Raw genomic sequence first — 14437 nt, 5'->3', positions numbered from 1 at the left:
ATGAGATAAGGTCAGTCGAAAAAAGGCTGAAAAAGCGTAGTGTACATGAAGTACATGAGCATTTTGAAGACTTTTTTCGGTTGAGATTGGCCATTAATGCTAGTTTGGAAAGAGGTCTAGTGTCTAAGACTAGTTTTTTAAGAGGTATATTATAGTGTTAGTACAAAAGAAAACGCTAGGTGGTGTTCATATTGAGTATGAACAGCAAAATTTAACCTATGATCAAGCTATAGAGCCTTTACTAGAAAAATTAGATTCACAACGCGGCGCATTATTTGCTTCAAGCTTTGAATATCCAGGTCGTTACACCTGCTGGGATATTGGCTTTATTAATCCGCCCTTAGCCCTTATTTTGACAACAGCACAAATATATTTGCAAGCTTTAAATCAGCGAGGTGAAGAGCTATTAGCTATTATTCATGAGAGGTTACAACAATCTGATACTATTATAATTCAATCTTATTCAAAGACATTTTGCTATCTTGAAGTTAAAGCGCAGGCTAAAATTTTTAGTGAAGAAGAGCGCAGCTTACAGCCTTCAGTTTTTACTATAATTCGCGAGTTATTATCTTTTTTTAAGCTTCCAGATGAGCCTTATCTAGGTTTATATGGTGCTTTTGGTTACGATTTAATTTTTCAATTTGAAGCTTTAGAAAAACAAAAAACAAGAGCTGCTGAACAACGAGATATGGTTCTTTATTTGCCTGATGAAATTTATGTTGTTAATCATCGAAAAGAAGAAGCTTTTGTAAGACGTTATGATTTTCAATTTCAAGGCCGAACAACACAATCTTTACCCAGAGAGGGCCAATACAAAAAATATGAACCTAAATATAAACCTACTATCACAGGGGATCATCAGCCAGGCGAGTACACTAATATTGTTAAAATAGCAAAGGAGCATTTCGCGCGTGGTGACTTATTTGAAGTCGTTCCCGGGCAAATTTTTTATGCACCTTGTCATGAGCAACCTTCAGCTATTTTTAGGCGTATGCGCAAAAGCAATCCCTCTCCCTATGGTTTTTTTATTAATTTAGGAAATGATGAATATTTAGTTGGTGCCTCGCCAGAGATGTATGTACGCGTGCAGGGACGACGTATAGAAACTTGCCCTATCTCAGGAACTATAAAACGTGGCGAAGATGCTATTGAAGATGCAAAAAATATCCAGCAACTTTTAGATTCAGAAAAAGAGTGTTCTGAGTTAACCATGTGCACAGATGTCGATCGAAATGATAAATCCAGGATTTGTGAGGCAGGTAGTGTAAAAGTGTTAGGACGGCGACAAATTGAAATGTATTCGCGTGTTATCCACACAGTAGATCATGTAGAAGGAATTTTACGGGAAGGTTTTGACGCAGTTGATGCGTTTCTAACCCATATGTGGGTAGTAACCGTGACTGGAGCCCCTAAATTATGGGCAATGCGATTTATTGAAAAATATGAAAAATCACCTCGCCGTTGGTATGCTGGTGCTGTAGGCTGGTTTGGGTTTGATGGTAATTTAAATACAGGGCTTGTATTAAGAACGCTGCGTATTGAAGAAGGCATTGCTGAGATTCGCGTTGGGGCGACACTCTTATATGATTCCGTGCCAGAGGCAGAGGAAGAAGAAACACGCCTTAAAGCATCTGCCTTTTTAGATTTATTAGCTAAGCTAGAAAAAAACCAAACGTTGATTGATAGTGATAAACCAGGTTTAGGAAAAAAAATACTACTTGTCGATCATCAAGATTCCTTTGTACATACTTTAGGTAATTATTTAAGACAAACCGGCGCTGAGGTGCAAACTATTCGAAGTGAGCATGCCGTTTCTTACTTAAAAGAGCATTCATATGATTTAGTTGTTCTTTCGCCTGGACCAGGAAGACCTGCTGATTTTAATTTAGCGAGTACCATTGCAACTGCTATTGAATATAAGATACCTTTATTTGGTGTTTGTTTAGGTCTACAAGGTATAGTAGAGTATTTTGGTGGCGAACTTGCTATTTTACCTTATCCTATGCATGGTAAACCGTCAGAAATTATGGTTACTGACGATAAAGGATTGCTGACAGGGCTAAGTCCTTCGTTTACTGCAGGTCGTTATCACTCCCTTTACGCGTGTAAAGAGAGTTTGCCTGAAGAACTAAATATTATTGCTCATACTAAAGATGATATTATTATGGGAATAGCTCATAAAAAACTGCCTATTTATGCTGTACAATTTCATCCAGAAACAATTTTGTCATTAAGTAAACAAGCTGGGATGCGTATAATCAATAATCTGATGAAGATGATAAAATGAATAATAAAATTTTAACTATTTATGCTATTTCAATTTTGCTAGGGATTTTAGTTGGTATAATGGGGTCTTTATTTCAAATTGTTATAGAGTATAGTAATAATTTTATTAACTACATCCTTGATTTTGCTAACGGATTTCATATTCCACCGCAACTTACTTCAGCATTAATTTCGATGCTGTTAATCTTATTAGCCTTATTTCTAGTTAAGCGTTTTGCCCCAGAAGCATCGGGTAGTGGTATCCAAGAAATCGAAGGAACTTTACTGCATGAGAGGCCGATTTTTTGGCGACGTCTTTTGCCCGTTAAATTTTTTGGCGGTGTTATGGCTATTAGCTCTAAGTTACTAGTAGGGCGTGAGGGGCCCACAATTCAAATGGGCGGCAATTTAGGTGATATGTTAGGTGAGCTTTTACATATTAGACAAGATAGACGTGACACTCTAATTGCTGCGGGGGCTGCAGCTGGTTTGGCAACAGCCTTTAATGCACCGTTAGCAGGTGTTTTATTCGTTATTGAAGAAATGCGCAGCCAATTTAATTTTAATTTTACTAATTTTAAAATGGTTGCTATATGTTGTGTAGCGGCAACGGTTACCTTACGTTTTATTCTAGGCTCACAACCAGCAATACCGATGAGTATTTTTCCAACGCCTCATTTATCTTCTTTAATACTTTTCTTTATATTAGGAATAGTAGTTGGTTTTGTGGGACTTATATTTAATATAATTTTAATGTTTAATTTAAGTTTAACAGATAAACTTAAACCTTCTACGCAATATATCTATGTAGCTATTATTGGTGCTTTAGTTGGTTTTTTAGCTGTTTATGATCTTCCCTTAGTTGGTGGCGGTTATGAAATTATTGAAAAATCATTGCATCTTTTCCCGCCACTTAGTGTGCTAATTGGCCTAGTGTTTTGGCGTTTTATGGGGACAATGTTTTCTTATGGAACTGGTGTTCCTGGTGGAGTTTTTGCTCCTCTATTAGCATTAGGGACGTTATTGGGGTTTGTTTGTTTTCAATTTTTAGCTAAATACTCTTCTTTGACAGTAGGAATCCACCCCGGAATGTTTGTTGTAGCAGGAATGGGAGCTCTTTTCTCAGCTGCAGTTAGAGCGCCAATCACAGGAATTGTTTTAATCGTAGAAATGACACAAAATTATTTATTAATTTTACCCTTAATGGTTACGTGCCTTACAGCAACGACTATTGTTCAGTTAGCAAATAATCCACCGATTTATACCCAGCTTTTAGATAGAACATTAAAAAAGCAAAATCAAGCTAAGCTTGAAAAAGCCTGAAATTTGCTTTTATAGACTTTTCCCTATAGTAATATGAAAATTTATTTTATAACCTTTAAAATTTAAGTAGTTGGGCAAATTATAATCACGCCTTAATTGCACTAAGGGTGCAGATTCTACTAATAAAACATAATAAGTTTTATAAGCAAATTGAGCACTTACTAGCTGTTGAAGGGTAAAATGATAACTAGCTCCAAGTTCTTTTATCATAAGTAAATTATGTTCTTCAGGATATATTATGCTAATGTGGGCACCAATGCCGTCTTGATTAAAATAGTTAGGTGGTATGACACCTGGAAAATTTAATAAAGGATATAACTGATGAATATAATTATCATTTATATCTAAATAAATAAGATTATTAGTAGATTTGGCAAGTTGGCCATATAGAGGAAGTTTAGCGGTAGCTTGTATAAGATTGGGTAGTGCTAGTGATGTAATAATAGGTGTTTTCATTAATCGGTTTTCATTATTTAACATTTAAAGCCTTGAATAATTTAAACTACATTTTTGATAGAAATAAATCACTTTGATTTATTATTTTATATAAAAATAATTGTTTTTTAAAATCAGTTATTAAGTATCTCGCAAAAGCTGTGTCGTACGGTATATACTTTTCATTCGTCTTAGCAATAGCATGACAGATGGCAAAATATATTCCTTCAAAAAGATTAATAATTCTTTTTATTGCTCCACAAGTCATTTTGACTTTAGTATTTTTTATTTGGCCTGCCTTAAATGCCTTGATACAGGCATTTATGTTTAGTGATGCGTTTGGAATCCATAGTCGTTTTGCAGGTTTAAGTAATTTTATTGACTTAACTGCAGATCCTGCTTTTTTAAAAGCAATAACGGTGACTATAACCTTAGCATTTTTTATTACCTCAATTACTATCTTATTCGGTTTATGGTTAGCAGTACTCGCTCACAAACGTCAGAAGAGCCAAGCATTTTATAAATCACTTTTTATCTGGCCTTATGCTGTAGCGCCAGCAATTGCTGCTATTTTATGGCGTTTTCTTTGCCAACCGACGCTAGGTTGGATTACTACACTACTCCAATATTTTAACTATGATTTTAACTACTTAATTTATCCTAAGCAGGCATTATTGGTTATTATTATCACGGCAAGCTGGCAACAATTTAGTTATAATTTTTTATTCTTTTTTGCAGCCTTACAAGCTATTCCTACGTCGCTTATTGATGCAGCTATCCTTGATGGTGCTGCAAGTTGGCGTCGTTTTTGGCAAATTATTTTTCCCCTGCTTTCGCCTACTACGTTTTTTTTACTAGTTATGGATTTTATTTATGCTTTCTTTGATACCTTTGGAATTATTGATGTATTAACAAAAGGGGGGCCTGAGAACAGTACGCGAACATTAATTTATAAAGTTTATCAAGATGGTTTTGTTGGTATGGATCCTGGAAGTTCAGCTGCTCAATCTATTTTATTAATGATAATTGTAATTAGCTTAACTTATATCCAATTTCGCTATTTGGAAAAAAGGGTACATTACGCATGAAATTAATAAATAAATTTTTTAGTCATCTTTTATTATTAACTTTTGTCGCATTAATGTTTCTGCCTATTTACTTAGCCATAGTAGCTGCAAGTCACCCTGGAGCTGCTATGATGCAGACCCCTATGCCAGTATGGCCAGGCCCATTATTATGGCAAAATTTAAAAATAGTCCTTACCCAAGGCATTACTTCGACAGGCGGGCAGCCTGTATGGTATTTATTGCTAAATAGCCTAATAATGGCTTTGCTTATTGCAATTGGCAAAATTATATTAGCGCTTTGTAGTGCTTATGCTTTAATCTATTTCAACATACCAGGTAAGAAATTATTATTTATACTTATTTTTTCAACCATGATGTTGCCAGTTGAGGTACGAATTGTGCCAACTTTTCAAGTTGTTGCTTCTTTTCAATGGCTAAATACTTTTAGTGGTTTAACATTTCCTTTAATGGTTTCAGCAACAGCAACATTCCTTTTTCGACAATTTTTTAAAACGATTCCTAAAGAACTAGTTGATGCTGCTAAATTAGATGGTGCAGGCCCGTGGCGATTTTTTCGCGATATCTTATTGCCTATTACCAAACCACAGATTGCCGCATTATTTATTATTTTATTTATTTATGGCTGGAACCAATATTTATGGCCTTTAGTTATGACAACAGAGACTAATATGGCAACGGTAGTCATGGGAATTCGCTATTTAGCTGGTGTTGCTGATCAAATTCCGCAATGGCATTACATTATGTGTGTTGCTTTATTAGCTATGTTACCACCATGTATTGTAATGGTAGTTATGCAGCGTTGGTTTGAAAAGGGGTTAATACATTAATGGCCACAGTAGATCTGGTAAATGTGTACAAAAAGTATGGGCAACAAACCGTTCTTGATAAAATCAATCTTACTATTGAAAAAGGGGAGTTCGTAGCAGTTATTGGCCCCTCTGGGTGTGGCAAATCAACATTATTACGCTTAGTAGCAGGCCTTGATGGAGTCACCGAAGGGAGTATTTTAATTAATAACGAATGTGTTAACTCTATACCGCCACATAAGCGGGATATGGCCATGGTATTTCAAAGTTATGCACTTTATCCTCATATGACTGTTTATGACAATATGGCATATGGATTAAAATTAAGAGGTATGAAGAAAGACGCCATTCAAAAGCGTGTCAATGATGTTGCAGGCTTGCTTCACTTAACAGATTATCTGCAGCGTAAACCCCATGCACTATCAGGCGGGCAGCGTCAACGAGTAGCGATGGGCAGAGCAATAGTGCGCTCTCCTGCTGTATTTTTGTTTGATGAGCCTTTATCAAACCTTGATACTAAATTACGTACTGAGATGCGGCATGAAATTAAGAAATTACATCAAGAGTTAAATACAACCTGTCTATATGTTACCCATGATCAAATTGAAGCTATGACAATGGCGGCACGTGTCCTAGTTTTAAATAATGGAAAAATTGAGCAATTTGATTCGCCGCAACGATTATATCAACAGCCGGCTTCAGTATTTGTTGCTGAGTTTGTTGGTCTCTATCCTGTAAATTTTCTACGTGGTACTTTAGATTCTAAACAGAAAAATATTCAAACAGAGCTAGGTATTACTTTTCCTTGGCCAAGTGAAAATATGATTACGACCGATAAGGAAAAAGTGCTGATAGGAATTCGTCCTGAACATCTACATATTTCTGACGATACTAAAGATGATACTATTGAAGTAAGAGTTGCATTTATTGACAATATGGGATCTGATAAATTGATTCATGCTCACAGCATAATTGATAAACAATATATCACTATAAAAACCTCTGCAGAAACTATGATTAATGAAGAGGTCATTAGAATTAAACCTATCGTTCATAAAGCAAATTTATTTCAGCAACAAACTGGGTTACGGATAGGAGGGTGGCATGGCGGATGCGCAAGCGACAACGTTAAGTGACATCGATAAGCCGCATTATAATTATCTTCAAGCTTTATACTTGTCTTTTTTTAGTAATCGTTTATATGCTGATGTTGGCAGGCGATGGCGAGGCTTATCAATTACTTACTTATTATTAGTGTTTTTAATTGTTGGTCTACCCTTTGCTATACGTATTATTTTAAATTTTAATGATTACTTTGAAAATAAATTTATTTTACCTTTAAAAAGTTTACCGCCAATTTATATCCAAAATGGTGAAGTTTCTCTTAATAAACCTATGCCTTATTTTATTAAGGATAAGGCAGGTAAAGTTATAGCTATTGTTGATACTACAGGAACTATTAAACAAATTGATAATAAGTATCCTGATTTATTTATTCTAATTCAACGAGATGGTTTAGTTTACCGTCTTCCTGACTTGCAGCCCGCTATTGAAGGCAATAACAAAAATCTAGCTTTACAGACTAGTAAAGTTGTATTTGATAAAAATATGAACCAATATTTTGATAGTAATCAATGGTTAAAAACCTCCGGTGTAGGAAAACTTAAATTAATTTCGCAGCTAATTATTTATCCAAGCGTAGTATTTGCTTTATTCTTTATGTATCTAGTTTTTTTTCTAATAATCGCTTTACTAGGACAAGTTATTGCTTTAGCAATTTTTAGATTTACCATAACTTATAAACAAGCATTTCGTCTACTTATGGTAGCTGCTACACCGCACCTTACTATTTTAATGCTTGCGCTTGCATTTAATCAGATGGTTGTTGGCTTAGGCTTCTTTTTAGTGATTTTAATCGCTATTTATTTTAGCTACGCTGTTCTTTCTTTAAAACAAGATAGTAAAAAACTGGTGAATGTGTGAAAGATACAATATTTTTTGCACACGGTAATGGCTTTCCTTCAGCTTGTTACCGGCAGTTATTGCTTGCTTTGGAAGAAAGCTATATTTGTAAGTATATTGATAAAATTGGCCATAATCCTAGATTCCCTGTTACCGATAATTGGGAATATTTAGTAGATGAACTCATTGCTGGTATTCAGAAAGAGTGCTCACATCCTGTTATTGGTGTAGGACATTCCTTAGGTGGTGTATTGACATTACTTGCAGCTATTAAAATGCCAAGCTTATTTAAATCAGTTATTATGATAGATTCACCTTTATTAAGTCGTTTTAAATCAACAATTATAGGTTTTGCTAAATTGCTGGGGTTAATAGATAAAATAACGCCTGCTTTTCGTGCAAAAAAACGACAATCTTTCTGGCAGAATAAAGAAGAATTAATCAGTTATTTAAGAAGCCGGCCGCTATTTAAAACATTTAGTGATGCTTGTTTGCAAGACTATATTGATTTCGGTTTCAAAAAGACTGAAAAAGGTTATAGGTTGTACTTCAAACGATTTATTGAATATCTTATTTTTAGAACAATCCCGCATGATTTACCTCGCTACGAAGGTTTACTTACAGTACCTACTGCATTAATTTATGGCAATAAGAGTAATGTAATCGATAGGCTTGATGTACGTTATATGCAGAAAAAATATAATATTCACTGTTATAAAATGAAGGGCACTCATATGCTACCTATGGAACATCCAGACGCGGTGGCAAGACAAATCTTTATTATACTTAAAGAGCTTAATATACAAGCCTCAATACAGCAAAATTAAACCTTATAACTAGTTGTGCTTGCCATATGCATTTAACTTTAAATGCCTTAAGGCTAGGTTTTTATAGGCTAGTTGATTTTAGAAAAATAAATAATAGTAAAAATTAGGGCGTTGCTATATTGCTTAGAAATAGAAGCAAATAGCAGAGAAATCCAATACTTTTATTAGCAAGCGGTATATACTATTACCATAATAAGTAGAAAGTAATAGCGTTCTTATTTTTGAGCTAATAACTTTAAAAAGAGCTCTAATAATTGCTAGATTTTATTAAAAGGAGAGAAATTGTGTTATCTAGTCTACTGTTTATTGCTATTGCTGGCGTAATCCTTTTCTTGTTAAGTAAGCAAGCTTCTATGATGGTTTGGACTATTAGCTATGCGATAATAGCTTTATTAGGTTGGAAGTTTAGTTCTCAAAGTACACTACTCACTATCAGCTTATTGATTCCTTTTTTTATTTTATTATTTTTCTCGATTCCTTTTCTCCGCACCAAATTAGTTTCTCGCTATTTATTTAAAATGATTAGTAAAACCATGCCTAGCATGTCTGCCACTGAGCGTGAAGCATTAGAGGCTGGTACTGTTAGTTGGGAAGCTGATATTTTTAGTGGTGCGCCTGATTTTGATAAATTAAGGAATTTACCCACTGTCGGATTGACGCCAGAAGAGCAAGCTTTTATTGATGGCCCACTTAATGAGTTATGTCGCATGTTAGATGACTGGGATATAACGCATAATCGTACTGATTTACCACCAGAGGTATGGGAGTTTATTAAACAAGAAGGTTTTTTAGGAATGATTATTCCTAAAGAATATGGTGGGCTTGAATTTTCAGCTACTGCACAGGCGTTTATTTTAGCAAAAATTTATGGCCGCTCTATTAGTGCTGCCACAACTATTTCGGTACCCAACTCGCTTGGGCCTGGCGAATTGCTATTAAAATATGGTACAGAAGAACAAAAACAATACTATTTACCTCGTTTAGCGAAAGGTTTAGAAATCCCTTGTTTTGCTTTAACTGGACCCAATGCTGGTTCTGATGCCGCCTCCATTCCTGATACAGGTATAGTCTGTAAGCAAAATATAGAGGGAGAAGAAGTATTAGGCCTTCGATTAACTTGGAATAAACGTTATATCACTTTATGTCCTGTTGCAACTGTTATTGGGCTTGCTTTTAGAATGTTTGATCCTGATAATTTATTAGGTAGAGGTTATGATGTCGGTATCAGCTGTGCTTTAATTCCAGCCAATACTCCTGGTGTCATTAAAGGAAGACGACACTTTCCATTAAATACGGGTTTTTTAAATGGTCCTACACAAGGTAAAGATGTTTTTATTCCTATGGATTATTTAATTGGTGGCGCTGCTATGGCAGGGCATGGTTGGCGTATGTTAATGGAGTGTTTAAGTGCTGGTCGTGCTATTTCATTGCCTTCAAGTGCTAGAGGTGGTTCACAGTTGGCGGCATTAGCAAGTGGGGCTTATGCGAGAGTTCGTAAACAATTTAATCAAGCAATAGGTAATTTTGAAGGAATTGAAGAGCCTTTAGCACGAATAGCTGGCAATACTTATCTCATCGATGCCGGTCTGTCTTTTGCAGCAGCAGCTATTGACCATGGAGAAAAACCTTCAGTAGCTGGTGCGATTCTAAAATACCATACCACGGAAAGAGCACGTCAAGTTGGTCTTGATGCTATGGATATTCATGGTGGAAAGGGTATTTGCCTTGGGCCTAACAATTATATTGGTCGAGGCTATCAAAATGCTCCAATTGGAATTACTGTAGAAGGTGCCAACATTTTAACGCGGAGTTTAATTATTTTTGGCCAAGGCGCGATTCGTTGTCATCCCTATGTTTATGCCGAATTAGAAAGCATACGCGAGAAAAATATAGCAGCGTTTGATAAAGCATTTTGGGGGCACGTTGGTTTTATTTTCGCAAACTTTGTGAAGTCGGTGGTTTTTATTTTTACTGATGGTTATTTAACTTACGCTCCAAAAAGTCATGCTAAACGTTATTATCAACTCATTCATCGTTATAGTGCAAACCTTGCTTTTACAGCAGATTTTTGTATGGCCATTTTAGGTGGAGAACTGAAACGAAAAGAAAAAATTTCGGCACGTTTAGGCGATGTATTAAGTAATTTATACTTAGCTTCTGCTGTTCTAAAACGTTTTCATCATGAAGGTGAGCCTTTAAGTGACTTACCCTTAGTAGAATGGTGTTGCCAACAACTACTGTATGAGTGTGAAGTTGCTTTAAGAGGCGTCATTACCAATTTTCCTAGCTCTTGGGCACGAGTATTTCTAAAGCTTATATTGCAACCATTTGGTAATTTAAGGCAAAAATCTACCGATAAATTGGGCCATCAATTGAGCAAAATAATGATTGAGCCTAGTGAAACACGTTCTAGGCTAGTTAATAATGTCTTTGTTGAAGAATTGCCAAATTGTCCCGTAGGTCGCTTAGAAGCAGCTTTTAAAAAGATATGTGCTGTTGAAGATCTCGAAAGACGAATTTCACGTGCAGTTCGCGAAGGGCGCCTACATTCGTTAACCTTACTTGAACAAATTACCGAAGCAAAACAACTTGAAATTCTAAATGCTAGCGAAGCAGCGCAATTACAGGAAGCAGAATTAGCACGTCAAGAAGTAATTGCGGTAGATGATTTTAGTGATGATGAGCTTCGTCGTAATGCTCTTAATCCAATGATCGTAAAATCAAAAAAGAAGACTTCTCACGACACATCAAGTAATGCGGCGGCTGTATCGTAATAGTTTGTATTAGCGTTTAAAGTGTCAATTTTATAATAGCTTTCCCGCGTAGGCGGGAAGCTGCGTTTACCTTTGCTGCCTAATATCAAATAAGCCTTTTGGTAGGGTAAATACTTACTTTTATTTGAAGTTTACCTCTATAATTTAGGCTTACGTTTATTAAGCTGGCTTTAGCAAGAACGTTATCTAATTTAAAAATTACAGTCAGTTGGCATGATTACTATATCACGAATGCAAATTTTCTGTGGTAATTTAAAGCAAAAGTAAATAATTTCCGCTAATTCACTGGATTCAATAAAAGTTGGATTACCAAGGACCTCACAATAATCTTCAAAACTAATGCCCATATTTTTATGAATATTTGTTTTAACTAATCCAGGCGCAATATTCATAATGCGCACATTATTTTTAGCCTCAGCTAATTGTAAGCTTTCAGAAATACTACGTACGGCATGTTTACTAGCATGATAAATAACGGCTGTTGGATAGGGTTTACGATCGCCTACTGAGCTAATATTAAAAATTGTACCAAATTTACGTGCTGACATGCCCGGTAAGACAATTTTGATGCCATTAATTACTCCTTTTACTAAAACATCAAGTTCATAGTAACAATTTTCTATAGGTAATTTATCTAACTCGCCAACGTTAAGGTGACCTGCATTGTTAATTAAACATTCCGTTTTACCATAAATTTTTTCAGCTTCTCTTACCGCTTGCTCAAAGACTTGGTAATCTGTTACGTCAATATGAGCGTAATGAATATTTTTATTTTCTGCTATTTCTGTAATTGGCTTACCCCGGCGACTTATTAGTAAACAAGCATAATTTTCTTTAGCAAATTTAATAGCTAAGGCTTTTCCTATACCTGCACTAGCACCAGTAATAACTACTAATGGATTTTTGCTCATTATAAATGGCCATAAATAATTAATATATTATATTAATTATATCAACTTGTTTGACTATTTATCTAAAGCAATAATTAAAGAGATAATTTTAAATTCGAATTTAGGCCAATGAAATAATTATAAGTTACTAAAAAGAAACTATTTTAATTTGCAATTTAAAACAAATTATTAAGAAAAAATACAATTAAATAATAATATCAGGCTTATGATTTTATTTAAGTTGATGCCAGTTAAATGCAAAGGAAGGTAAAAGATTTAATAAGGTCGGTTGAATCTTAGGCTTCTTCAAGGGCCTCATCTGGCATAGTAACATTTAATTCTAAAACAGCATTATCTCCCATCCTCTCTAAATTAACACTAACTTTATCACGAGTTATAGGAATATATTTAGCGATAACAGTTAGTATTTCTTCTTGAAGTTTAGGTAAGTAATCAGGCGTACTTCGTTGAGTACGCTCATGGGAAATAATAATTTGTAATCGTTCTTTAGCAACTGATGCGGTGCTAGTACGCTTTTTTAAATAACTAAATATGCTCATGCTGGAACATCCTCCTTGTGCTTACTAAATAGCCGGCGTAGTAATCCTTTACGCTCCGGACTAATAAAACGCATAGGCCTGCTTTCACCTAAAAAGCGAGCAATAGCGTCTTGATAGGCAAGGCCTGCATCACTTACCTCATCTAAAATAACAGGTGTACCAGTATTGGAAGCTTTTAATACGGCTTTAGATTCTGGTATAACACCAATAAGAGGTATGGCAAGAATCTCTTTGACGTCTTCCACCGAAAGCATTTCACCTTTTTCTACCCTTAAGGGATCATAACGCGTTAAAAGTAAATGCTCTTGAACTGGGCTAGAGTTTTCAATGGCTCTCTTAGTTTTACTAGCTAAAATCCCTAGAATTCTATCTGAATCACGAACTGAAGATACTTCTGGATTTGTAACGACAATAGCATGATCTGCATAATACATAGCCATTAACGCGCCAGTTTCAATCCCTGCAGGTGAGTCACAAACGATATATTCAAAGTCTGTTGCTAAATCTTCTAAAATTTTACCCACACCTTCTAAAGTTAAAGCATCTTTATCTCGTGTTTGTGAAGCAGGTAAAATACATAGTTGAGGAATACGCTTATCTTTTATCAAAGCTTGATTAAGGCTTGCTTCGCCATTAATAACATTAATAAAATCAAATACTACACGGCGCTCGCACCCCATAATAATGTCTAAATTTCTAAGTCCAATATCAAAGTCTACAACAACAGTTTTATGGCCTTGCAAAGCTAAGCCTGATGAAATTGCTGCTGATGTTGTGGTTTTCCCTACCCCGCCTTTACCTGAGGTGACAACTATAATCTTAGCCAAAACGATGCCCCTGTAAGTAATTAACAAAATTATTTGGAATCAGTTTACACGCTAATGATCGTTCAATTCAAGCTCAATAATACATTAAGAAAAAATAATATCATTTTTAGCAAAATTAAATTATCAAAGGGATGATAAATAATTCATTGTGAGTTAACATCAGGCATCAAAAAATAAAAAAAATATGGTCAGTAAGAAAAGTTATAAATAGTTGATTTAATAAAACATTATTTTTTTACTGCAATGGTTTAAATTACTCATAATTTATTAATAAAGGAAACTATGTTTTACCGTCGTATGTTAAAGTCAAAAATTCATCGGGCTCGTGTTACGCATGCTGACTTAAATTATGAGGGAAGTATAACTGTTGCGCCGCAGTTATTACAGGCAGCCAATATACTACCTTATGAAGCTGTGCAAGTTTGGAATGTAACTGCCGGAACTCGTTTTGAAACTTATGCCATTGAAGGTCGACAAAATTCTTCTGCAATTTGTGTAAACGGTGCAGCGGCCCATTTAGTTACGCCAGGCGATATAATTATTATTGCTTCTTTTATTCAACTTGCAGAAGAAAATTGTCAGAATTATAAGCCCACAGTGGTTTTTGTAACAGAGCAAAATCAATTCTTAGAAACACGACTTGAAGTGCCAGCTTTATAAAAAAAATAAATTTTTAAAGG

13 protein-coding genes are annotated in these 14437 nt (G+C 35.1%); 9 read left to right on the top strand and 4 right to left on the bottom strand.

The window, feature by feature from the left end; genetic code table 11:
* Positions 1–154: 154 nt before the first annotated feature.
* Positions 155–2287 (top strand): anthranilate synthase component I, encoded by a 2133-nt coding sequence (locus ACNVED_RS09605; RefSeq protein ID WP_419418805.1) that lies wholly within the window; start codon positions 155–157, stop codon positions 2285–2287.
* Positions 2284–3588, top strand: coding sequence for a H(+)/Cl(-) exchange transporter ClcA (gene clcA / locus ACNVED_RS09600; RefSeq protein WP_419418804.1), 1305 nt, complete (start codon positions 2284–2286; stop codon positions 3586–3588). Before ACNVED_RS09605 ends, clcA begins: the two co-directional genes overlap by 4 nt.
* Positions 3589–3597: 9 nt before the next feature.
* Here clcA and ACNVED_RS09595 read toward each other — a convergent pair whose 3' ends face one another.
* Positions 3598–4068: a hypothetical protein gene (locus ACNVED_RS09595; protein ID WP_419418803.1), complete on the bottom strand. Its 471-nt coding sequence runs from the start codon at positions 4066–4068 to the stop codon at positions 3598–3600.
* Positions 4069–4232: 164 nt separating this feature from the next.
* Between ACNVED_RS09595 and ACNVED_RS09590 the strand changes: the two genes are divergently transcribed.
* From ACNVED_RS09590 to ACNVED_RS09565, 6 genes are all read left to right on the top strand, one after another.
* Complete coding sequence (locus ACNVED_RS09590; RefSeq protein ID WP_419418802.1) at positions 4233–5111, top strand: ABC transporter permease subunit; 879 nt, start codon at positions 4233–4235, stop codon at positions 5109–5111.
* The gene (gene ugpE / locus ACNVED_RS09585) at positions 5108–5938 is read left to right on the top strand and encodes a sn-glycerol-3-phosphate ABC transporter permease UgpE (protein ID WP_419418801.1); all 831 of its coding nucleotides are present in this window, start codon (positions 5108–5110) and stop codon (positions 5936–5938) included. Before ACNVED_RS09590 ends, ugpE begins: the two co-directional genes overlap by 4 nt.
* Positions 5938–7053, top strand: a complete 1116-nt coding sequence (locus ACNVED_RS09580) for an ABC transporter ATP-binding protein (RefSeq protein ID WP_419418800.1) — start codon at positions 5938–5940, stop codon at positions 7051–7053. Before ugpE ends, ACNVED_RS09580 begins: the two co-directional genes overlap by 1 nt.
* Positions 7022–7900 carry a DUF1189 family protein gene (locus ACNVED_RS09575; protein ID WP_419418799.1) on the top strand — a complete coding sequence of 293 codons (879 nt, stop codon included), beginning with the start codon at positions 7022–7024 and terminating at the stop codon, positions 7898–7900. The genes ACNVED_RS09580 and ACNVED_RS09575 overlap by 32 nt, the downstream gene beginning before the upstream one ends.
* Positions 7897–8706: an alpha/beta fold hydrolase gene (locus tag ACNVED_RS09570; protein ID WP_419418798.1), complete on the top strand. Its 810-nt coding sequence runs from the start codon at positions 7897–7899 to the stop codon at positions 8704–8706. Before ACNVED_RS09575 ends, ACNVED_RS09570 begins: the two co-directional genes overlap by 4 nt.
* A gap of 284 nt (positions 8707–8990) precedes the next feature.
* Positions 8991–11480: an acyl-CoA dehydrogenase gene (locus tag ACNVED_RS09565; protein WP_419418797.1), complete on the top strand. Its 2490-nt coding sequence runs from the start codon at positions 8991–8993 to the stop codon at positions 11478–11480.
* A gap of 191 nt (positions 11481–11671) precedes the next feature.
* On the opposite strand, the gene ACNVED_RS09560 is transcribed toward ACNVED_RS09565, so the two are convergent.
* From ACNVED_RS09560 to minD, 3 genes are all read right to left on the bottom strand, one after another.
* On the bottom strand, positions 11672–12391 hold the full coding sequence (locus ACNVED_RS09560; RefSeq protein WP_419418796.1) for an SDR family oxidoreductase: 720 nt from the start codon (positions 12389–12391) through the stop codon (positions 11672–11674).
* A 275-nt stretch (positions 12392–12666) separates the two neighbouring features.
* Entirely contained in the window at positions 12667–12930 is a 264-nt protein-coding gene (gene minE / locus ACNVED_RS09555) for a cell division topological specificity factor MinE (RefSeq protein ID WP_115331433.1), read from the bottom strand.
* Positions 12927–13757 (bottom strand): septum site-determining protein MinD, encoded by an 831-nt coding sequence (gene minD / locus ACNVED_RS09550; protein ID WP_419418795.1) that lies wholly within the window; start codon positions 13755–13757, stop codon positions 12927–12929. Before minD ends, minE begins: the two co-directional genes overlap by 4 nt.
* Before the next feature lie 282 nt (positions 13758–14039).
* Here minD and panD point away from each other — a divergent pair, with 282 nt between their 5' ends.
* The gene (panD, locus tag ACNVED_RS09545; RefSeq protein WP_419418794.1) at positions 14040–14417 is read left to right on the top strand and encodes an aspartate 1-decarboxylase; all 378 of its coding nucleotides are present in this window, start codon (positions 14040–14042) and stop codon (positions 14415–14417) included.
* The last annotated feature ends 20 nt before the right edge of the window (positions 14418–14437 follow it).

This window comes from Legionella sp. D16C41 (genome assembly GCF_048541585.1).
Taxonomy (GTDB): domain Bacteria; phylum Pseudomonadota; class Gammaproteobacteria; order Legionellales; family Legionellaceae; genus Legionella_C.
Note: the sequence above shows the minus strand (reverse complement) of the source record. Positions and strands in the feature narration are given on the sequence as shown.